This is a genomic window from Cloacibacillus evryensis DSM 19522 (assembly GCF_000585335.1).
Taxonomy (GTDB): domain Bacteria; phylum Synergistota; class Synergistia; order Synergistales; family Synergistaceae; genus Cloacibacillus; species Cloacibacillus evryensis.
This window is the reverse complement of the sequence record NZ_KK073872.1, coordinates 2423150-2443657: the sequence shown is the minus strand read 5'-3', so window position 1 is coordinate 2443657 and position 20508 is coordinate 2423150. Positions and strand designations below refer to the sequence as shown.

18 protein-coding genes are annotated in these 20508 nt (G+C 58.3%); 5 read left to right on the top strand and 13 right to left on the bottom strand.

All coding sequences use genetic code 11. The annotated features are described in order from the left end of the window. Positions 1–148 precede the first annotated feature (148 nt). Positions 149–445 (bottom strand): hypothetical protein, encoded by a 297-nt coding sequence (locus CLOEV_RS10985; RefSeq protein ID WP_008712861.1) that lies wholly within the window; start codon positions 443–445, stop codon positions 149–151. 229 nt (positions 446–674) lie between these two features. On the opposite strand from CLOEV_RS10985, the gene CLOEV_RS10980 reads away from it, so the two are divergent. The 3 genes from CLOEV_RS10980 to CLOEV_RS10970 all read left to right on the top strand — a co-directional run bounded on the left by CLOEV_RS10980 (position 675) and on the right by CLOEV_RS10970 (position 4336). Then, positions 675–1133, top strand: a complete 459-nt coding sequence (locus tag CLOEV_RS10980; protein ID WP_169732223.1) for an RrF2 family transcriptional regulator — start codon at positions 675–677, stop codon at positions 1131–1133. Between the two features lie 26 nt (positions 1134–1159). Further along, entirely contained in the window at positions 1160–2446 is a 1287-nt protein-coding gene (locus CLOEV_RS10975) for an OmpP1/FadL family transporter (RefSeq protein ID WP_034443716.1), read from the top strand. 231 nt (positions 2447–2677) lie between these two features. After that, positions 2678–4336, top strand: coding sequence for a phosphoenolpyruvate carboxykinase (ATP) (locus CLOEV_RS10970; protein WP_008712854.1), 1659 nt, complete (start codon positions 2678–2680; stop codon positions 4334–4336). A gap of 118 nt (positions 4337–4454) precedes the next feature. Here CLOEV_RS10970 and CLOEV_RS10965 read toward each other — a convergent pair whose 3' ends face one another. From CLOEV_RS10965 to adhE, 11 genes are all read right to left on the bottom strand, one after another. Next, positions 4455–5267 (bottom strand): ABC transporter ATP-binding protein, encoded by an 813-nt coding sequence (locus CLOEV_RS10965; RefSeq protein WP_034443714.1) that lies wholly within the window; start codon positions 5265–5267, stop codon positions 4455–4457. A 1-nt stretch (position 5268) separates the two neighbouring features. Next, positions 5269–6033 (bottom strand): ABC transporter ATP-binding protein, encoded by a 765-nt coding sequence (locus CLOEV_RS10960; RefSeq protein WP_034443709.1) that lies wholly within the window; start codon positions 6031–6033, stop codon positions 5269–5271. Next, positions 6030–7205, bottom strand: a complete 1176-nt coding sequence (locus CLOEV_RS10955; protein ID WP_034443706.1) for an ABC transporter permease — start codon at positions 7203–7205, stop codon at positions 6030–6032. Before CLOEV_RS10955 ends, CLOEV_RS10960 begins: the two co-directional genes overlap by 4 nt. Then, complete coding sequence (locus CLOEV_RS10950) at positions 7202–8176, bottom strand: ABC transporter permease (protein WP_034443704.1); 975 nt, start codon at positions 8174–8176, stop codon at positions 7202–7204. Before CLOEV_RS10950 ends, CLOEV_RS10955 begins: the two co-directional genes overlap by 4 nt. Continuing rightward, a complete protein-coding gene (locus tag CLOEV_RS10945; protein WP_051485043.1) occupies positions 8173–9852 on the bottom strand; it encodes an ABC transporter substrate-binding protein in 1680 nt (559 codons plus the stop codon). The genes CLOEV_RS10950 and CLOEV_RS10945 overlap by 4 nt, the downstream gene beginning before the upstream one ends. Before the next feature lie 11 nt (positions 9853–9863). Next, positions 9864–10445 carry a LacI family DNA-binding transcriptional regulator gene (locus CLOEV_RS10940; RefSeq protein ID WP_008712841.1) on the bottom strand — a complete coding sequence of 194 codons (582 nt, stop codon included), beginning with the start codon at positions 10443–10445 and terminating at the stop codon, positions 9864–9866. Positions 10446–10477: 32 nt separating this feature from the next. Next, a complete protein-coding gene (locus CLOEV_RS10935) occupies positions 10478–11212 on the bottom strand; it encodes an acyl-[acyl-carrier-protein] thioesterase (protein ID WP_034443701.1) in 735 nt (244 codons plus the stop codon). After that, the gene (locus tag CLOEV_RS10930) at positions 11205–12386 is read right to left on the bottom strand and encodes a coenzyme F420-0:L-glutamate ligase (RefSeq protein WP_008712837.1); all 1182 of its coding nucleotides are present in this window, start codon (positions 12384–12386) and stop codon (positions 11205–11207) included. Before CLOEV_RS10930 ends, CLOEV_RS10935 begins: the two co-directional genes overlap by 8 nt. Positions 12387–12586: 200 nt before the next feature. Continuing rightward, on the bottom strand, positions 12587–12832 hold the full coding sequence (locus CLOEV_RS10925) for a (2Fe-2S) ferredoxin domain-containing protein (protein WP_008712835.1): 246 nt from the start codon (positions 12830–12832) through the stop codon (positions 12587–12589). 19 nt (positions 12833–12851) lie between these two features. Beyond that, a complete protein-coding gene (locus CLOEV_RS10920) occupies positions 12852–13601 on the bottom strand; it encodes a phosphotransferase (RefSeq protein WP_034443698.1) in 750 nt (249 codons plus the stop codon). A gap of 15 nt (positions 13602–13616) precedes the next feature. Further along, positions 13617–16232: a bifunctional acetaldehyde-CoA/alcohol dehydrogenase gene (gene adhE, locus CLOEV_RS10915; RefSeq protein ID WP_034443695.1), complete on the bottom strand. Its 2616-nt coding sequence runs from the start codon at positions 16230–16232 to the stop codon at positions 13617–13619. 347 nt (positions 16233–16579) lie between these two features. On the opposite strand from adhE, the gene CLOEV_RS10910 reads away from it, so the two are divergent. Further along, positions 16580–17125, top strand: a complete 546-nt coding sequence (locus tag CLOEV_RS10910) for a GrpB family protein (protein WP_034443692.1) — start codon at positions 16580–16582, stop codon at positions 17123–17125. Positions 17126–17347: 222 nt separating this feature from the next. On the opposite strand, the gene pgm is transcribed toward CLOEV_RS10910, so the two are convergent. Continuing rightward, the gene (gene pgm / locus CLOEV_RS10905; protein ID WP_034443690.1) at positions 17348–18955 is read right to left on the bottom strand and encodes a phosphoglucomutase (alpha-D-glucose-1,6-bisphosphate-dependent); all 1608 of its coding nucleotides are present in this window, start codon (positions 18953–18955) and stop codon (positions 17348–17350) included. Positions 18956–19195: 240 nt separating this feature from the next. Here pgm and CLOEV_RS10900 point away from each other — a divergent pair, with 240 nt between their 5' ends. Further along, positions 19196–20503 (top strand): glycine/sarcosine/betaine reductase component B subunit, encoded by a 1308-nt coding sequence (locus CLOEV_RS10900; protein ID WP_034443687.1) that lies wholly within the window; start codon positions 19196–19198, stop codon positions 20501–20503. Positions 20504–20508: the final 5 nt, after the last annotated feature.

Here is a 20508-nt window from a genome sequence, read left to right as displayed (position 1 = left end):
ATTGTAACAAGGCTAATGACAATGAAATTTAGTAACTTTTTGAAAAACGCAGATGTTCGCGACAAAAATAATATTTGTGTTTCAAATGTTGCGGGCTGTAAAAACGGCGGCAGAAAAACAACATGCCGCCGCTCGAATAGTAGTGTTATCAATGTTCCCCGAATATATGCGGCATTCCCTCGTCGATGCGGTAGTTCCGGTAGTAGAGCACGATGTCGCAGGCGACGAGCGTCGTGTTGACGGTGTAGGGGATCAGCATGTATATCGCCGTGTGGCTCACGAGCACCTTGGTGATCCCGGCCATGTATCCCACCAGCACGATCAGCATGAAGGCGAGGCTCTTGCCCTTTCTTGTGCGGCTGACCCATGATTTGTATATCGAAGCCGGCCAGGCGGCGGCGAAACACAACAGCATCACTGTTTCAAATACGTTGCTCCAGAACATTGTAGATTCCCTCTCTGTGATCGCCGCCCGCCGCCGGATGCCGGCGGAGCGGCTGTGTTTTTTATATTATCTCATGTTTCCCACGGAAAATGGTTAAGGAATCCGCGTCAAACTAAAAAATTCGCTACTTGACCGTCTGATAAAAGTGGAATAAAATATCCATTATTCCAATATTATGCTATGGAAGGAGGAAAACATTCTGAATCCGATAGTAGATTTGCCCGAACCGTTGCTTTTAGGTCTTCACGCTCTTGGGGAACTTGCCAATGAACCTGACAGGTGCCTCACCACTCAGCAGGTGGCGGCGGCGATAGGCACTTCCGAGCCCCATCTCTCAAAGGTTTTACAGCGTCTTAATAAAGGCGGCCTGATAAAGTCCGTCCGCGGACCAGGCGGAGGCTACAGGCTCAACTGCGTACCATCCGAAACGCCGCTTTATCCCATTTTTGAACTGCTCGGCGGGCCCTTTGAATCGCGGGGCTGCCGCCTTGATGGCTGCCGCGGTAAAAAATGTTTTATCGGCGATATGATGGACGAGTTGTCGCGCGCTTTTTTCCGGTACCTCGAGTCGCGCACCCTGGCTGATTTTACCTCGTATTACACTAAGGGCACGGATGTAAGCATTGAAATCTCGGTCGTCACCCCGAGCCTGGGGCAGAAGCATCCCAATTTCGGGCATATTAATTAATTTTCTTACGGAAGGATTGTGTTCATTTGAAGAAGAGAATATTGGTTGCGGCATTAATGCTGATGCTGCTTGCGCTCTCTGTCCCTACCTCCGCTTTTGCCGAGGGCTTTGGTGTATATGAGTGGAGCGCTGCCGGTACCGCGATGGGAGATAACTACATGTTCGGCGAGAATGATCCATCGGTGTTAGCGTACAACCCCGCGCAGATCACGAAACTGAACGGTACGTATCTCAGCGTCGGTACCAGCTGGGTTAACGCCGCGACGTCGGTATCGTTTAAAAATTCCATCTTGAACCGGAATAACGGGAATGAGTTGGATAACGAATACAGCCCAGCTTTTGTCCCTTATATGTATTACGCGACGAAAGCAGGAAAGAACGCGTGGTGGGGCGTCGCGATCTTCCCGCGTTTTGGGAATCAGATCGAATATGACGACCTCTGGCCGGGACGTTACGACACTATCTATTCTGGGATACAGGGTATCACATTCCAGCCGACGTATGCCTTTAAGATCAACGACAAGCTCTCCGCGGCAGTCGGACTTGACGTCAACTATATTAAGCTGAGAATGAGGAAGACTGTGCCGGCGATAACAGGGGTGGCCAGCCCGTTCTCTCTGGGGGATATCGATTCCGATGTTGAGGGAAACAGCACCAATATTGGTTGGGTGGCTTCCGTGATGTATGACTTTACGCCGAAGACTTCCGCCGCCGTCGTATATCGCGCGAGAGTAAAGCATACGATGGACGCCGACGCGAAATTTGAGGGGAGCCTGCTTACAGGCCCCTACCGCCTTGATACCCAGGCGCACGGCACGGTCACGCTTCCGGATTCGCTCTCTTTTGGGTTAGGTCATAAATTCAATGACAGGACGCGTATGGAAATAAACGCCACTTGGACCAATTGGTCGACTTACAATGCACTCAACCTCTATTTTGACGACGCCATACTTGGTAAAACAAATAAATCCGAGTCCCGTAAGGATTGGAAGGCAGCTTGGCGTATCGGTATAGGTATTGAGCACAAGCTCAGCGAGAAGTGGAGCATTCTCGGAGGCTATGTCTTTGACGAGAGCCCCGTCCCTGATGACACGATGGACTTCACTGTACCGACTGGCGACCGCCACCGCGGCAGCATCGGGTTCAAATACCGTCCGAACGCTAATGGCGAGCTTTCATTCGCATACACAGCGATATGGGCAGGCAACAGGGATGTTCAGTCTCATATAAGCGGAGCCGATTTCTCTTCCGCCTACATCCACGATGGCCTGACGCAGGTCGTTTCACTCGGTTACACCGTCAAACTCAAGTAATTTATTGGACACATTTTGTTTGTAAGACAAGGGAGCCTCCGCGCGGGGCTCTTTTTTTGTCCCCTGATTTATCCCCTTTTTTTATATATGAGCGGCCGCTTTTTTAATATTCTGAAATTGTCTACTTTGTATCAAAACTCTTGTCAATTTTAATTATTGATGTATGCTACGCATAGGTCACAGAAATATAACTAATTAGTTACAATTTTCTTTAATACGGGAGGAAAAACCATGGCTACGCAGGGGCATTTTGTGGATATGGAGAGTTTCAAGCGGCTCAACGCCACACCCATCAGGACGACTATCGAGACGGCCTTTTACGGCAACAATGTCTCCCCGGTCAAAGATCTCAGGGAGGCCTACGGGCTTGCGAAGGACAGTCCCGGAACTGTGGAACTGACAGGCATGCCGGTCCACCGGCCGACGGAGCTTGGCCTTCCCGAGGATGCGAACGTGCTGCTTTTCAACGACGGCGCGATATTCGGGCGCTGCGCCGCGGCGCGCAGGATAGTGGGGCATCCGGGAGTATCCGTGCCCGACCTCGCGACGCTGCTGCGCGAAGCCATCCATAACGCCCGCTTCCGCCGGTTCTATTCGGCCCAGGCGATCATCGGCCTTGAGGAGGACTTCATGGTCAAGGCCAACATTATGATGCCGGAGGGATTTGAGAACAACCTTTACAGCTGGATGCTTAATTTCCAGTATCTTAACGACGAGTACGCGGAGCGCTACAAGAATTCCCGCGAGCTGCCGAACGACGGCGACCTCTTCGTTTACGCCGACCCTTACTGGACTCATCCCGACTATCCGCTTGGTCTCGCCTTCTTCTCTCCTGAACAGAACTGCGCCGCGATCCTTGGGATGCGTTATTTCGGAGAGTTCAAGAAGGGAACGCTGACGCTTGCCTGGGGCGCCGCCGCGCGCAACGGCTATGCCTCCTGCCACGGCGGACTGAAACGCTATGAGCTGAAGGACGGCAGCGGCAGGAAGTATGTTCTCGCCGTATTCGGCCTCTCCGGTTCCGGCAAGTCCACCATAACGCACGCGAAACACAAAGATAAGTACAATGTCACCGTGCTTCACGACGACGCCGTCATCATCAACGTCAAGGAGAAGTACGCGATAGCGCTCGAGCCGGCATATTTCGACAAAATGCAGGACTATCCGATCGGCTGTCCCGACAACAAATATCTTCTCTCTCTGCAGAACTGCGGCGTGACGCGCGACGAAAACGGGAAGCTGATGGTGGTCAGCGAAGACATCCGCAACGGCAACGGCCGCGCCGTAAAGTCACGTTTCTGGACGCCGAACCGCATCGACAGGATCGACGAACCGCTCAACGCGATCTGCTGGCTTATGAAGGACCCGACGCTGCCGCCGGTGGTGAGGCTCACGGGGCCGTCGCTGGCCTCGGTTATGGGCTCGACGCTTGCCACGAAACGTACCTCCGCGGAACGCCTCGCCCCCGGGGTCGATCCCGACGCGCTGGTGATCGAGAGCTACGCGAACCCCTTCCGCACCTACCCGTTGGCGATGGATTACATCCGCTTCCGCACTCTCTTCGAGGACGGCGTGGACTGCTATATCCTCAACACGGGCTCTTTTATGGACAAGAAGGTCGAAAAGAACACGACGCTTTCAATTCTCGAAGCTATCGTCGAGAATAAAGCGGATTGGAAGTCCTTCGGCGGCATCCCCGGCATAGAATATATGGCCATCCCCGGTTTTGAGCCCGACTTCAACAACTGGACGTACAAGCAGCAGTTCACCAACAGGATGAACGACCGCCTCCTGTTCATCAAGTCGCGCGAAACGGAAAAGGGAGGCATGGACGCCCTGCCGCCGGACGCCCTGCAGGCGGTTGAGAGGGTCATCGCGGCGATAAAATAGTTTTTTGAAATATAAGGCTGTCCAAGGAGCGGTATAGATCCAAGGGCAGCCTTTTTATTTGTATCGCACGGCCTGCGGCTCCCTCGGCGAGGGAGGCTTTTAAGGCGTAAATCGCGGTTTATCTTTCCCTTCCATCGTCTAAGCGCCGATTTACTCGTGGCAGCGCGTCTAGCAGCGCCTTGGTGTATGGATGCTTCGGCGCGGCGAGCACCTCTTTTGAGTTGCCGCTTTCGCAGAGCCTGCCGTCTTTGAGGACGATGATCTTTCGCGCCGCGTGGGCTGCGAGGAGCAGGTCGTGGGTGACGAAGAGCATCGACATTCCTTTTTCGGTGCGGCGGCGCAGCACCTCGATTATCTCCCCGCGTGTCGAGGCGTCCTGCATCGAGGTCGGCTCGTCGCAGAGCAGCAGTTCGGGGTCGAGCATCAGGGCGCGCGCCAGTTCGACGCGCTGGCGCTGCCCGCCCGAGAGTCCTACGGCGCGCGAGGAGAGTATCCTCTCGCCTGTGAGGCCTACTTCCGCCAGCAGGTCTTTCGCGCGTTCGCGGCGCTCCTCTTTTGCCCTCCTGACCCCGGCGATGATCTCTGGCTCCGTCACGGCGTCGATAACTGACAGCCCCGGCGGTATCGCGCCGTAGGGGTCCTGCGGCACGTAGCCGCAGCGGCGGCGCAGGCCGTTGAGCTCCGGGGCGGAGACGCGCGCCGTGTCTTTGCCGAAGAGCGAGACGCCGCCGGCGGTCGGCGGGATGAGCGCCATCGCCGCGCGCAGCAGCGTGCTTTTGCCGCTGCCCGATTCGCCGACGATCGAGAGGGTCTCTCCGTATTCCAGGGCGAGGTCCAGTCCGTCGAGAGCGCGGTGGCCTTTGGCGCCGCGCGTGCGGAATTCTATTGTAAGGTTTTTTATTTCCAGTATGTTTTCCATCTTCTTCACCATATTACAGCATCGCGGCGATGAGCGCCCTGGTGTGCGGCTCGCGCGGCGAGTCGATCAGTCGGCGCGGCGTGCCGCTTTCGATCAGCTCTCCGTCTTTCATTACGAACAGTTCCTGGCAGACGGAGGCCGCCATCGGCAGGTCATGGGTGACCAGCAGTATCGTCAGATTTTTTTCACGGCGCAGCCGCTCCAGTAATTTGAGGATCGCCGCCTGGGTGATGACGTCGAGCGCCGTCGTCGGTTCGTCGGCGAGGACGAGCTTCGGTTCGCAGGAGAGCGCGATCGCGATCGCGGCGCGCTGTTTCTGTCCGCCGGAGAGTTCGTGCGGATAACGCGCGGCGACGGCGGCGGGGAGCTCCGTTTCCTCAAGGAGTTCCGTTATCCTTCGTTCGGCGGTCCCGCCGCGCAGGCCAAGGTGCAGTTCTAGCACCTCACGCATATGGCGGCCGATCGTCATCACCGGCGTGAAGGAGCTGAGCGCCCCCTGCGGGATGAGGGCGATCTCGCGCTGCCGCAGGGAGGCCATTTCATTCTCGGGAAGGTTGAGTATTTCCCGCCCCTTGTAGAGGACTTCGCCGCTCGCGGCGCTGTCGCCGGGCAGCAGGCCGAGCAGCGTCATTATTATCGTGCTTTTGCCGCTGCCCGATTCGCCGATGAGGCCGCTGAAGGAGTTGTCGGCGAGCGAGAGGGAGACGCCGCGCACCGCGTCGTTGGGGCTGGTCGATTTGTTGTATGTGACGCAGAGGTCTTTTATTTCTAGTATCATTTTCCGCCGAGCCTCGGGTCTATTTTTTCTTCAAGGAATTTGCCCATATCCATAAATATGAGGCAGACCGCGACGATGCCTAAGCCTGGCGGCAGCAGCAGCCACCAGGCCCCTTCGGTGAAGGCTCCGAAGGAATGGGCCTCGTGGAGCATGCGCCCCCAGGAGATGAGCCGCGGGTCGGAGAGACCGAGGAAGGCGAGCCCCGCCTCCGCGAGTATCGCTCCGGGCACGCCGAGCGCGATGTTCGCGAGCAGTATCGGCGCGGTCTCCGGCACGAGATGCCGCCAGAGTATATATCCGCGCTTCGCGCCGAGCGCGCGCAGCGACTCGACCCAGGGGCTTTCGCGCACTGTGAGGACGAGCGCGCGGATGGAGCGCGCCGTACCCATCCACGAAAATATCGAAAGTATCAATACGAGCTGCCAGAGCCCCTTGCCCCAGATACCGGCGAGCACCATCAGTATCGGCAGCGTCGGTATCGAAAGCAGGATGTCGACGAGGCGCATGATGAGCGTATCGCACCAGCCTCCGATGTAGCCGGCCGTAAGGCCGAAGGCCATCCCCAGCAGGCTGGCGATGATCGTCGCGCTGATGCCGATGATCAGCGAGGTGCGGATACCGTAGATGAGTCTTGTGAAGACGTCGCGTCCGCGCTGGTCGGTGCCCATTAGCCCCTGGCGCTCGCCTGGCAGCGATAGCTTCAGCTCCGCGCTCTTCGCCCCCTCCACGGTGAGGGCGTATCTTCCATGCAGCGGGAACAGGTAGTCGACGCTCCTGCTGATGAGCGGCAGCCCGAGCGCCTGTTTGAAGATCATGTCGCGTCCGTCCTGATTTATCCAATATAAACTTGAGCCGCTGAGGTCGTCGAGAAGATAGTCTCTTTCCGGCGTGTGCCAGATCACGCGCACGTTGGCTCCGGGCTCCGCGGCGATCTGGCCGGTCAGCGAGAATATCGCCGGCGGCCTTTTGTTCCACTCGATCTCAAGGCGGTTGTCTTTGATCTCGAAATCGCGTGTCGCCGGCAGCGTGGCGCTGCGCCACCAGACGGGGCGGGCAAACGGCGCGCCCGATATCGCGTAGGGAGACTGGGCCGTCATAAGGGGCGCGAAAAGGCCGGCGAGGGAAATTATGACGAAGGCGATCACGCTTTTGCGCGTGAGGATGTCTCTCATTGTACCTTGCCCCCGATGCGCACGCGCGGGTCTACGAGGCCGTAGGCGACGTCGGCCAGCAGGTTGCAGAGTACGGTGATGAGCGCGAGCAGGTAGAAGGAGGCTCCCGCGCTTGGATAGTCGTGCCCCGAGATCGCTTCGAGCAGGAATGTGCCGATTCCGTGGAGCGAGAAGACCGACTCCGTGATCACCGCGCCCGAGACGAGCCCGGGGACTGACATCAGGAGGATCGTCAGGATCGGCGGCAGGATCGTGCGGAAGGCGTGCCAGACGACGCGTCCGCGCGAAAGGCCGCGCGCGCGCGCCATCAGCGCGAAGTCCTCGTTCAGCGCGCGCACCATCAGGTTGCGCACATAGAGCGCCCAGCCGCCGAAGCCCATCAGCGAAAGCGAGAGGACCGGCAGCGCCATGTGCCAGCCGTAGTCCAAAAAGATATCGAGCGCGCCCGTAGGCGGCGGCACGGAGAGCGTGCCGCGCAGCGGGAAGAGCGGCAGCGCGCGCGCAAAGAGCATCAGCAGCACGAGCTGGACGAAGAAGCCCGGGAAAGAAGAGGTGACGGCGCTCGCGCGCAGCACGATCTTTTCCGCCAGCCGCCCGCGGTTCAGCGCCGCTTTGATGCCCAGCCATACGCCGAGCGCGGAGGAGATCGCCATCGAGCTCACCGTCAGGGTCAGCGTTACGGGCAGGCGCGAGACAAGTTCGTCCCAGACCGGTTTCCTGCTTAGGAAGGAGAGGCCGAAGCTGAAGGTGAGCATCTGCCTGATATAGATGACGAACTGCTCCCAGAGCGGCCGGTCCAGGCCGTAAAGGGCGCGCAGGTTCTCTTTGGCCTCGGGAGAGAAGGAAGGATCGATGATCGTGCTCACCGCGTCGCCGGGCATCATGCGGAAGAGCAGGAAATTCAGCACCAGTACCGCCGCGAGTACGATAAAAGATGAAAGGAGGCGTTTTAAAAACCAGCTTTTGCTCATTTTGCGCCGCTCCCTAAAAGGCGGAAATAAGGATTTCTCACCATCATCACATACTCTCCGGGCTTGTAGCTTTTAAGCATGAAGGGACCGCTCCCCACGAGGCCGCGCGGGCCGCCCGTGTTTTTGGCGTTGAGCGGGTCCCAGCTCTGCCAGTCCTTGATGTTGTCCACGACCTTTTTCGGGATCGCGGGGATCCCCGCGACATTGTCGAGGTACCAGTAGCTGACGCCGTCCATCACCACGCGCAGCGTGTAGTCGTCGGGAGTTTCCACGCGCCTGATATTCTTCACCGAGTCGAAAAAGCGCGGTATCTTGTTCTTATGGATAAAGTCGATGCTTGCCTTGACGTCGCGCGCCGTCAGCGGACTGCCGTCGTTCCAGCGAAGGCCGCGCCTGATTTTGAAGGTCAGCTCCGTGTGACGCGCCCCGCCCGTTCCCGTAGTGTTGACCTCCCACGAGGCGGCTAGCCACGGCATGTTTTCGAGTGTGTATGGATCGGTGGACAGCATCGATTCATATATCATGCCGAGCACCTGCCAGGAATAGGCCGAAGAGGCGGTAAAAGGGTTGAGGTTGCGCGGCTCTTCCGGCAGCAGCATCGTCAGCGGCCGCATTCTGCCGTCCTTCGGTTCCGCGGTGAGTAGCGTCCATATATTGTCCGCCGTCATCTTGTCCGTGGTGAAAATATTCTTCCACTTGTTGGAGATAGCCGCCACCGAGATGCGGCTGTATATCGGCACCGAGGGCATCAGGTCGAGCAGCAGGAGCTGCGCCTTGCGAGAGGCCCTTTCGGCGGCGTTCCTGTCCGGTGCGTAGCGCAGTTCGGCGAGAGCTTTGTCCAGTCGCGCGTCCCTTATTCCCGTCATGTTATAGCCGCCCTCGACGTCCATATCGCTGTGATAAAAAGAATAGAGCGAATCGGGATTGCGTCCCATGCTCCAGGCCAGCACGGCCAGAGAATAATCCTTGCGGTCGAGCCTCGCGATCATCGTGGAAAAATCTATCGGGTCCACCTCGGCGGGGAAGCCCACCGCCTTCAGCGAATCGGCGATCAGCTCCGCAAGCTCCGCCGTCGTCGGCGCGACGCGGGCGAGCGGCGTCAGCAGCTTCATCGTCGGGAGTTTCCTGCCGTCGGGCGCGACCAGCGTCCCCGCGAGGTCCCATGTGTAGCCCTTTTTCTTCAGCAGCGCCTTCGCCGCGCCGGGGTCGTAGATATCCTCCGCGCTGTTTGCGAGCGCCCACGGCGACACCGGAGGCAGCCATGAATTTATCGGTTCGCAGTAACCGGAAAAGATCATGCGGACGATGCTGCTCCGGTCGATCGCCATCGCGGCGGCGCGCCGCACGTCCCTGTCGTTCCACGGGGCGGCCCCGTTGTTGAGCAGCAGGAAAAAAGCGTGCATGCCGCGCGCGAGGGACATCTGCAAGTTTTTATTCGTGCTCAGACGGTCGATGTCCGAGGGGCGCGCGATATCGCCCACGATGTCGAGGTCTCCCGCCTCGGCGGCCATGATCTGGGCGTCGGGGTTGGATATTATCAGCATCGCGAGCTCCTCTATCTTCGGCCCGTGTATCTTGTCTGTCTCTATCTTCTCCGAAGCGTATGAGAACGCGGGAAAGGCAAAAATGATCAATAACAGCAATAAAATATCGCGGCAGTTTTTTGTATTCTTCAACGTCGTATTCGTCAGTCTCCTTCCCGTGAGCGCATGACGCGTATCTCCCTGCCGGGCACTGGCTTGCCGGCGACTATCTTAAGCATCATCCGTCCGACGAGCACGCCGGTTTCAAAAGAGGGCTCGTCCGCCGCGTCCTCCATCGTAACGGAATAGGCTCCTGGTGCGGTGAAGCCGAGGCAGACCGCCGGCACGCGCGGCTCCCGCGGAAAATTTTCCGCGTCGCCCCAGATCAAGCCTTCCACGTGCCGCCCGTCAAGGGTACTTAACTCGCGTCTGGCGCGCATCGCGTTGCCCTCGGTCGATTTCAGCAGTATCTCATACTCCGAGTTGGCGAAGGCGCGGTCGATGCCGGCGAGAAAGGCGCCGAGCCACGGCCTGTTGAGGTCGCGAAGCACGACCCCGATAAGGCCGCTGGTATTGGTGGAGAGGTTTCTCGCGTTGCGGTCCAGTTTATAGTCGAGAGCGCGCACGCTCTCCATAACTTTTATCTTGGTCTTTTCCGATATCCGGTGGTCGCCGCGAAGGACACGGCTCACCGTAGCCTTGTCCACTCCCGCGTGATTCGCGACATCCTGCATGGTCACTTTCATAGGAACACCTCACGTGCAGCCGATTGAATAGTCTACTTCCACCTTGACGAGAGTTTCGCGTATTCAGTGTCGTCTTCCAGATGGCGCAGCGAATGGAGGAAGCAGCGCCCCTCTTCGCGGGGAAGCTCCTGCGTGAGGCAGCGCACCCTGGTGCGCGGAACGGGGCGCAGGAATTCCCCCTCGACGAAGACCGGCTCCATCTTTTCGGGAACTTCGTCCGGCACCGTGTCGAGCGCCCAGTTGAAGTATACGGCGTGGTTGGTGTGGTCGTTGACGTCAAGATCCTGCCAGCGGACCTTCCACCTTTCCTCGATCCCAGGGGCCGTCACCTCCGGCACCTTCACGTCGTCCGGCAGATCGTCGGTGAGCCTGTCCATGAAAGCCTTCATCAGCTCGCATTTGTCAAGGCGTATCGGGCGCTGTTTGATGAAGTCTATCAACACCCACCACGTGTAGGCGGAGCCGAGGAATCCGCCGTGCGAATCCCAGAGTTTGAAGCTTCTCAGCGAGAAGAGGTTTCTGAACGGTTCGGCGTATGTCCTTATCGTGATGTTCCCGCTCTCCTTGGTCGGATACCTCTCAAGATCGATGCGGTACTTGCGCAGCACCCAGGTGATATCGTGCTCCAGGGTCTGGCGCACCGAGAGGCCGTACTTTGAGGCGTCCTCGTCTGCCATCTGCTGGAACATCTCCAGCAGGACGGAGAATTTTACGCGTCCGCGCGGGTCTATGCCGCTGAAGGGAAGAACGTTCTCAAGCTCAGTCATCGAGGTAGTTGTCGAAGTAGCCCTGGATATAGACCACGGGCGTACCCTTGTCGCCAGAGCCGGAGGTGAGGTCGCACAGCGAGCCCACAAGGTCCGTCAGGCGGCGCGGCGTCGTGCCGAGCGTCGAGTGTCCGAATTTATCAAGGTCGTTCTTTGCGCGTATCGCCTCTTCGACCGCCTGCGCTGGGTCCTTTTCGCCGGCGTTGTCGGCCACGTACTTGAACTTTATCTCTTTAGGCATTCCGTTGAGCCCGTCGGTGAAGCCGGGGGAGACCACGGGGTCCGCCAGCTCCCAGATGCCGCAGACGGGGTCTTTGAAAGCGCCGTCGCCGTAGACGAGCACCTCGATATCTTTCCCCGTCCGTCTTTTGAGCTCCGTCTGGAGCTTGCCGACGAATTCGCCGCAGTCGCGCGGAAAGAGCTTTACCGACTCGTCGTTCGTGTAATTCGAGCCGAGCAGCCCGTAGTCCTTGTTATATCCCGCTCCGGGACGCGCCGGCCCGCTGCATATCTGGTCCATCGTGACGACCTTCCCCGCGCCGCCCTTTTCGAGGATGTCCCTGTGTATCCGGCGCGCGTGGATGCTCGCGACGATCACCTGTTTAGCGAATTTGAGCGCCGAGAGCGGATTGTTTGAGAAATGCACGCTGACGCGGCCGGGGTCGATGCCCTTGTAGAGCTGTACGTAGTCGACGCCGGTGAAAGGATGTTTGTATTCGCCGAAGACCCTGTAATATTCCTCTTCGTCAAAGCACTCGCCCGAAAGCTTCGCGCTGTTGAGGTAATAGTTCATCGGCTCGATCAGCTGATTGCCGACCTCGTCAGACGGATAGGTGAGGACGACGTGGACATGGCCCCTTATCCCCTTTACCATGCCGCGCAGCAGCTGGTGGAAGCGGTTGCGTGAAAGTATCGGGCAGATCACCGCCACGTCTCCCTCGGGGAACTTCGCCGCGACATCGTTTGAAATGTCGTCCAGCGTCACATAGTTCCCCTGCGAGCGCGCCACGAGCGATTCCGTCACGCCGACGATGTCGCGGTCCCTCATTACGAATCTATCTCTCTCCGATTCCGCCGCATTGATTATGCTGTCGGATATGATCTTTACAATATCGGCACCCCTGGTGACGACCGGGAGGCGTATCCCCCTTGAAACGGTTCCAACATAACGCATTAGATCGTACCCCTCTGCAAAAGGATTTTAACAGCGTTTATTGTAACATCTCGGAGGGGGATTTGTGAAACGAATATCACGCGGGGGCCGGGCAGACGCGTCAATAAAGGTCCGCCGTTTTTCGTCCGTCCGAACGGCGCACGTCGCCCCGCCGGCTGTCTCTTTCGGCGGGGCGACGTGCGATGCGTGGAAAATATCGTTTATTTCGTCAGAGGCAGTACCTCTTTTTCAAAGAACGAGGCGACCTCCTGCGGGCTGACGGAGAAGAACTTATCGTCTACGGTGACGCAGACGCCCTCCTGGCAACGGCCCATGCAGAATACGCCGCCGAGATTGATCCGGTCTTTAAGCGAGTGTTCGGCGATCTGAAACTGGAGCCCCTCTACGACCTGGCGTGAGCCCTTTACGTGACATGCGCTTCCAATACAGACTTTGATCTTTATCATCTCTATTACCTGCCTTTTATTATTCGTAGTCGACGACGTTGACCCAGTAGAGCAGAAATTCGCGCTCTTCCGCCTTGCACCGCGCGAGCCTCTCGGCGGCGCGCAGCGGTATCCACTTCTGTATCTCCGTTTTGGCGATGCCGCTCTTTTCACAATAGAGGCTGAGGTAGCTGTCGGCGCCGTCGATCTCCCCGGCGAGCCAGAAGAGCAGATAGGTCCTCGCCGCGTCGGCCGCGGGCGCGCCTTGCGCCGCGTGCGACCAATCTACAATATAATCTTTGCCGTCGTCGGCGACGATAAGGTTGCTCGGCGCGAAATCGCCGTGGCATATTTTGTCGCCGGCCGGCAGCGATTCGAGGCGCATGTGGAGTTCGTAGAGGGTAGAGGAGGAAAGTTCCGCCGCGAAGAGGCTCTCGGCGAGACGGTCTTTGAGCTTTTCGAGTCCGCGCGCCTTTGTCGCGTTGATCTTAAGCTGCGCCTCGACGAAGCGCTCCATATATTCGCCATTTTTCTCCGGCGACTCGTCCATAAGGCGGTCCAGCGTCTTGCCGGCGATGAACTCCGAGACGATCGCCCATTTGCCCTCCGCCTTCGTCACCTCGAGCACCTTGGGCACGGGCAGCCCGCTCTCCTCGACTTTGGCGTGCGTCGCGGCTTCGGAGAGTATCTTCGCCTTCGAGTGATCTCCGTCAAAAAGCTTTATACATTTGTCCCCGTCGCGAAAGACGGTCTTTGAGGTGCGTACTGCAATGATTTTTTCAAGTTTCATCTTCGTATCCTCCTCCTATTTTCCGTAGTAGGCCTTGAGGTACATTTCTTTTATCTCGGAGAGCAGCGGGTAACGCGGATTTGCGCCGGTGCACTGGTCGTCGAAGGCCTGCTCCGTCATCTCGTCGAGTGTGGCGAGGAATGCCTTCTCGTCTACGCCGTATTCCCTGATCGTTTTCTTGATGCCGACGCGCTCTTTGAGCGCGTTTACGGCGGCGATGAGGTTCTCCAGCTTCTCGCCGTCGTTCTTGCCCTTGATGCCGAGATAATCGGCGACCTCGGCGTAGCGCGCGAGGGTGTGCGGGTAGGCGTACTGCGGGAAGGTGCCCATCTTTGAGGGGACCTCCTCGGCGTTGAAGCGCAGCACATATTCTATCATAAGGGCGTTGGCCACGCCGTGCGGCAGGTGATGGAAGGCGCCCAGCTTGTGGGCCATCGAGTGGCAGACGCCGAGGAAGGCGTTTGCGAAAGCCATGCCCGCCATCGTCGCGGCGTTGCCCATCTTCTCACGCGCCACGGGGTCGTTGGGGCCGTCGTCGTAGGCGCGCGGCAGGTATTCGAATATAGACTTGAGCGCGCGCAGCGCGAGCGCGTCGGTATATTCCGTCGCGAGCATCGCCGCGTAGGCCTCGAGTGCGTGGGTCACGGCGTCGATGCCGGAGGCCGCCGTCAGCCCCTTGGGGGCGTTCATCATCATGTCTGCGTCGACGATCGCCATGTTCGGCATCAGCTCGTAGTCCGCGAGCGGATACTTGACGCCGCTCTTTTCGTCGGTGATGACCGCGAAGGGCGTCACCTCGGAGCCGGTGCCCGCCGAGGTAGGCACGGCGATGAAGTAGGCTTTTTCGCCCATCTTGGGGAATGTGTAGACGCGCTTCCTGATATCGGCGAAGCGCATCGCCATATCCATGAAATCGGCCTCGGGATGCTCGTAGAGGACCCACATGATCTTGCCGGCGTCCATCGCAGAGCCGCCGCCGAGCGCGATGATGCAGTCGGGGGCAAAGGCGTGCATCGCCGCCGCGCCTTCGCGCGCGCAGGCCAGAGTCGGGTCCGGGGCTACGTTGAAGAAGGTGGTGTGGGTGATGCCCATTTCGTCGAGGCGGTCGGTGATCGCCCTTGTGTATCCGTTATTGTAGAGGAAGCTGTCCGTTACTACGAAGACCCTCTTCTTGCCAAGGACCTCCTTCAGCTCGCGCAGCGCTACGGGCAGGCAGCCCTTTTTAATGTATAACTTCTGAGGGGCGCGGAACCAGAGCATATTCTCTCTCCTTTCGGCCACGGTCTTGATGTTGATGAGGTGCTTGACGCCGACATTTTCCGAGACGGAGTTGCCGCCCCAGGAGCCGCAGCCGAGCGTCAGCGAGGGGGTGGTCTTGAAGTTGTAGACGTCCCCGATGCCGCCGTGCGACGAGGGCGTATTGACAAGGACGCGTCCCGTCTTCATACGGGACTTGAAGTAATCAAGCTTTTCCCGTTCTGTCACGGCGTTGAGGTAAACGGAAGAGGTGTGTCCGAAGCCGCCGTCGGCGATAAGGCGCTCCGCCTTCGCCACCGCGTCGCTGAAATCCTTCGCGCGGTACATCGCGAGAACGGGCGAGAGCTTTTCATGCGCGAACTCCTCGCTGATGTCGACGCTTTCGACCTCGCCGATCAGTATCTTCGTCTTCTCAGGTACGCTGACGCCGGCGAGCGAGGCTATTTTGAAGGCGCTCTGCCCTACGATCGCCGCGTTGAGCGCGCCGTTGACGATGATCGTCTTGCGCACCTGCTCCGTCTCCCGCTTGTTCAGCAGATAGCAGCCTCTGGCCGCGAACTCCGCCCTTACTTTGTCATAAATAGGGTCAAGCACGATGACCGACTGCTCCGAAGCGCAGATCATGCCGTTGTCGAAGGTCTTCGAGTGGATGATTGAGCTTACCGCGAGCTGAATGTCGGCGCTTTCGTCGATGAGCGCCGGAGTGTTGCCGGCGCCGACGCCGAGGGCCGGCTTGCCGCTTGAATAGGCGGCCTTGACCATGCCGGGGCCGCCGGTGGCGAGGATGAGGTCGGCCTCCCTCATGACGGTGTTCGTCATATCGAGCGAGGGGATGTCTATCCAGGCGATGATGTTCTCCGGCGCGCCGGCGGCGACCGCCGCCTCCAGCACGATGCGGGCGGCCATTATCGTCGAGTTTTTCGCCTTCGGGTGGGGACTGATGACGATGCCGTTGCGCGTCTTAAGCGCGAGCAGCGACTTGAATATCGCCGTCGAGGTGGGGTTCGTCGTGGGGATGACCGCGGCGATGACGCCCACGGGCTCCGCGACCTTCTGCGTGCCGAATGCCTTGTCCTCTTCGATGACGCCGCAGGTCTTGACGTCCTTATAATAGTTGTAAATATATTCGGAGGCGAAGTGGTTCTTTATCACCTTGTCCTCCATGACGCCCATTCCGGTCTCCTCGACGGCGGCTTTCGCGAGGGGGATGCGAGCCTTGTTGGCGGCCGTAGCCGCGGCGAGGAATATCCTGTCCACCTGCTCCTGCGTGTAGAGAGCGAACTTGCGCTGCGCTTCGCGTACCTCGGCCATTCTCGCGTTAAGCGACTCGACACTATCGACGATCCGCTCTTTCTTCGTTGTCTCTTTTGCCATTCTCAACACTCCTGTCCGGTTTTACCCAAATAGAAAGTTCTTCGTTTGTTATGAATGTGAAAAAATTCTCAATTCATTAAGTAGAATGATAATGGAGAGTAAGCGTTTTATGAAGATATGAGAATATGTATATCGGTATACATATATCGATATACCGTTATCTATATTGCAAGGACTATAAGTATGCGGCAACTTTGCCAAACAATGATTTTGTCCGGCACGGGCGGCAATAGGCCTGTATTCTTAAACGCATTTAATGATTCTCAGTTCATTGGGGTATGGTAATATAACGGTTAAGCGGAAAATACCTGTCCGCGGCTGACAGGAATACGAGAGGAGAGGGTCCGATGAATCCGACAAATGCCGGCCATATCGAAGTGACGGTCGTTGAACATGACCCGGGGTGGACTGAGGCTTTTGAAAAAGAGGCGGCGATGGTGCGCGGGATACTCGGAGACGATCTGATAAATCTCTTCCACATTGGAAGCACCTCGGTCGCCGGCCTTGCGGCGAAGCCTGTCATCGACATTCTGGCCGTCGTCGCCGATATATCCCGGCTTGATGGACGTGAGAAGGTCTTCGCCGGGGCCGGCTACGAGGCGATGGGAGAATTCGGGCTGCCCGGGCGGAGGTACTTTCGCAAGGGAGGCGCACGCCGCACACATCAGATACACGCCTACCAGTACGACAGCGTCCACGAAATAACGCGCCATCTCGCCTTTCGCGATTATCTGCGGGAAAATGCCGGTGTGTGCGCCGCCTACGAAGAGCTGAAACTGGCGCTGGCGAAGAAGTTTCCGCACGATATCGGCGCTTACTGCGACGGCAAGGATGATTTTATCAAACGTGCGGAAGCCGAGGCGCTGAGATGGTACTGGCGGAGGTATGCCTGAGCGGCGGTCAGATCATATCATAGAGAGCGGGATCGTCCGGCCCCTTTCTACGGGCGGGACGGAGCCCTCATAGGGCGGGGCTGTTTAGCGGTCAGCCCCTGCAAATGCCGTTTTATATACACCATACAAACCTCCGGCTGATTCAATATTCAATATCAAATTAGCCGGAGGATGCGGATCTGCCTAGCGCAGAGCGGCTTTGCGAGCGTGTCTTTTTTTTGTTTATCCGATGGCTTTGGCTACGATCGCCCTGGCTTCTTCGTTGATTTTTTTCAGGTGCTCCTCACTCTTGAAGCTCTCGGCGTATATTTTGTAGATATCTTCCGTGCCGGAGGGGCGGGCGGCGAACCAGCCGTTTTCCGTTGCTACCTTGAGGCCGTCGATCGGCGCGCCGTTGCCAGGGGCGGCGGTGAGCTTTGCCGTGATTTTTTCTCCCGCCAATGTCTCGGCCGCGACGTCGGCGGGGGAGAGCTTTTTGAGCTTCTCCTTCTCTTCGCGCGAGGCGGGGGCGTCTTTACGCGAATAATAGGGCGTGCCGAAGCGCTCCGTCATTCCAGCGTAATGCTCGCTGGGTGACCTGCCGGTGACCGCCGTGATCTCCGCCGCGAGCAGGCTCATGATGAAGCCGTCCTTGTCGGTGCTCCAGGCGGAACCGTCTTTGCGCAGGAATGAGGCTCCCGCGCTTTCCTCGCCGCCGAAGGCGAGCGCGCCGGAGAGCAGTCCGTCGACGAACCATTTGAAGCCGACGGGGACTTCGTAGACCTTGCGTCCGACGCCCGCCGCGACTCTGTCGATCATCGAGCTTGAGACGAGGGTCTTCCCGGCCATCGACTCTTCGCGCCACATGGGACGGTGAGTAAACAGGTAGTCGATGGCGACGGCCAGATAGGCGTTGGGCTGCATCAGTCCGTCCTTAGTTACGATGCCGTGGCGGTCGTAGTCCGGGTCGTTGCCGAAGGCGATGTCATATTTGTCCTTGAGCGCGACGAGCTTCGCCATCGCCCACGGAGAGGAGCAGTCCATGCGGACCTTGCCGTCATGGTCTAGCGGCATGAATGAGAAGGTCGGGTCGACGCTTTTGTTGACGACTTCGATGTCAAGGCCGTACCGCTCCGCGATCGGCTCCCAGAAAAAGACGCCGGAACCGCCGAGAGGGTCCGCGCCGATTTTGAGGCCGGAGGCTGCGATCGCCTCCATGTCGATGATCTCTCCCAATTCCGCCGTATATTGCGCCACGTAGTCGATGAAGCGCACATTGGCGCGCGAGACGGCCTCTTTGAAACCGACGCGCTTGACGCCCGCAAGCTTTTCTTCGATCAATTCGTTGGCGCGCGTCTCGATCAGCTTCGTGATATCGGTCCCGGCGGGGCCGCCGCTGGGCGGGTTGTATTTGAAACCGCCGTCCTGCGGCGGATTGTGGGACGGCGTTATGACGACGCCGTCCGCCGTCGGCGCTCCCGGCCTCCTGTTCCAGCCGAGTATCGCGTGAGAGACGACGGGTGTCGGCGTGTAGGTAAAGTTTTCCTGCAGGCGCAGTTCGACGCCGTTTGCCGCGAAGACCTCCGCCGCCGTGCGCAGCGCCGCCTCCGAGAGCGCGTGGGTGTCCATTCCCATGAAGAGCGGCCCCGTTATCCGCCGCGCTTGCCGGTATTCGCAGATCGCCTGCGCGACAGCTGCGATGTGGTCGTCGTTGAAGCTGTCCTTAAGCGACGAGCCGCGGTGCCCGGAGGTGCCGAAGGAGACTCTCTGTCCTTTGTCCGCCATGTCGGGATGTTCAGTATAATAGGCAGCCATCAGCCTTGGGATATTTATTTCGGGACGTTCCGCCATTGTCTGTTGCCTCCTTATCAAGTATTAAGAAGCCGTCTTTTCGCCCATTATTATATAGCATCGGCGAAGAGACGGTTCTTATATATTGACGGATGCAATTCGTCGTGACACCCCGTGTAGTGTAAAACATGACAAACTTTTAGTGTTTTCCCTCATTGAGGCTGAATAGTGTTTTCGTGTATCTTTTCACATAAAGAACAGCGCGCAATAAGATTTATTAAATATAGGAGGAGGAAAAACATGAGACTGGAAATTGGCAAGTTCAAAGTCAAAGACATCGTCTTTGGCGATAAGACGGCCTATTGCGGCGGCGTCCTCACAGTTAATAAGGAAGAGGCGCTCAAGGTCGTGTGCGAAGACAAATATATCACCGAGGCCGACCTTAAGGTCGTACATCCCGGCGATATGGTGAGACTTTGCCCGGTGAAAGACTCGGTGGAATTCAGATGCAAGGTCAACGGCGGCGAGGGCGCATATCCCGGCGTGACGAGCCCGCTGGGTCAGGCCGGCATGGGGAGGACCCACGTCCTTGACGGAGTGACGCTCCTTTCCGTAGGAAAGCATTGGGGCGGTTTTCAGGACGGACTGATCGACATGGGCGGCCCTTATCAGCACTACACGATATGGGGAGATATGCCGAACCTCGTTCTCGTCGCCGACACCAGCGAACTTGACGAGCAGAGGGAACAGCAGAAGAAGAACCACGCGATCCGCTGGGCCGGCCTGCGCCTCGCTGAACATATCGCCGAATGCGTCCGCGATATGGAGCCCGAGGAGATCGACGTCTATGACCTGCCGGCTCTCAACGAACGCGACGAAAAGACGGCGGCCCTTCCCGGCGTAGTCTATGTCCTTCAGCCGCAGACGCAGATGGAGGCTCTTGGCTACAACACCCTCGTCTACGGATGGGACGGCAACAGGATGCTGCCGACCTTCATGCATCCCAACGAGTTCCTTGACGGATGCCTCGTCTCCGGCAGCTTCATGCCCAGCTCCTCAAAAATATCCACCTATGAATTTTCGACCAACCCGATGATAAAGCGCCTCTATGCCCAGCATGGAAAGACGATCAACTTCCTGGGCGTGATCCTTTCGACCCTCAACCCGAAGATGGAAGAGAAGGCGCGCTGCGTACAGATCGCGGGCCAGATCGCGGCGGCGGTCGGCGCGAAGGGCGCCGTCGTCGCCGAAGAGGGGTACGGCAACCCCGACGTCGACTACACGGCGATGCTCGTCGAGCTTGAGAGGCTTGGCATCAAGACGATAGGGCTGTCGGACGAGGCGACCGGGAGAGACGGCGCTTCTCAGCCGCTCGTTTCGATGAACCCCGCCACCGACGCTTTGGTGACCACCGGCAACGTGTCGCAGTTCTACGAAATGCCGGCGATGGAGGTCATCGGCGAACTTGAAGCTCTTGCCCGCGACGGCAATTCCGGCGGCTGGGAAGGATGCATCAATCCAGACGGCAGCTGTGTAATGGAAAACAACGGCATGTTCTGCGCAAACCACATCAGCGGCTATTCGCGCAGAAGCTGCGCCGATTTCTAAGGGGG

Bases quoted from the DNA above. Each gene is read 5' to 3' on its own strand.
- CLOEV_RS10925 (WP_008712835.1), bottom strand. From the start codon at position 12,832: ATGATAAAGATCAAAGTCTGTATTGGAAGCGCATGTCACGTAAAGGGC.
- CLOEV_RS10985 (WP_008712861.1), bottom strand. From the start codon at position 445: ATGTTCTGGAGCAACGTATTTGAAACAGTGATGCTGTTGTGTTTCGCC.
- CLOEV_RS10965 (WP_034443714.1), bottom strand. From the start codon at position 5,267: ATGGTGAAGAAGATGGAAAACATACTGGAAATAAAAAACCTTACAATA.
- CLOEV_RS10910 (WP_034443692.1), top strand. From the start codon at position 16,580: ATGAATCCGACAAATGCCGGCCATATCGAAGTGACGGTCGTTGAACAT.
- CLOEV_RS10955 (WP_034443706.1), bottom strand. From the start codon at position 7,205: ATGAGAGACATCCTCACGCGCAAAAGCGTGATCGCCTTCGTCATAATT.
- CLOEV_RS10950 (WP_034443704.1), bottom strand. From the start codon at position 8,176: ATGAGCAAAAGCTGGTTTTTAAAACGCCTCCTTTCATCTTTTATCGTA.
- CLOEV_RS10920 (WP_034443698.1), bottom strand. From the start codon at position 13,601: ATGAAACTTGAAAAAATCATTGCAGTACGCACCTCAAAGACCGTCTTT.
- adhE (WP_034443695.1), bottom strand. From the start codon at position 16,232: ATGGCAAAAGAGACAACGAAGAAAGAGCGGATCGTCGATAGTGTCGAG.
- CLOEV_RS10960 (WP_034443709.1), bottom strand. From the start codon at position 6,033: ATGATACTAGAAATAAAAGACCTCTGCGTCACATACAACAAATCGACC.
- CLOEV_RS10935 (WP_034443701.1), bottom strand. From the start codon at position 11,212: ATGACTGAGCTTGAGAACGTTCTTCCCTTCAGCGGCATAGACCCGCGC.
- CLOEV_RS10900 (WP_034443687.1), top strand. From the start codon at position 19,196: ATGAGACTGGAAATTGGCAAGTTCAAAGTCAAAGACATCGTCTTTGGC.
- CLOEV_RS10930 (WP_008712837.1), bottom strand. From the start codon at position 12,386: ATGCGTTATGTTGGAACCGTTTCAAGGGGGATACGCCTCCCGGTCGTC.
- CLOEV_RS10970 (WP_008712854.1), top strand. From the start codon at position 2,678: ATGGCTACGCAGGGGCATTTTGTGGATATGGAGAGTTTCAAGCGGCTC.
- pgm (WP_034443690.1), bottom strand. From the start codon at position 18,955: ATGGCGGAACGTCCCGAAATAAATATCCCAAGGCTGATGGCTGCCTAT.
- CLOEV_RS10940 (WP_008712841.1), bottom strand. From the start codon at position 10,445: ATGAAAGTGACCATGCAGGATGTCGCGAATCACGCGGGAGTGGACAAG.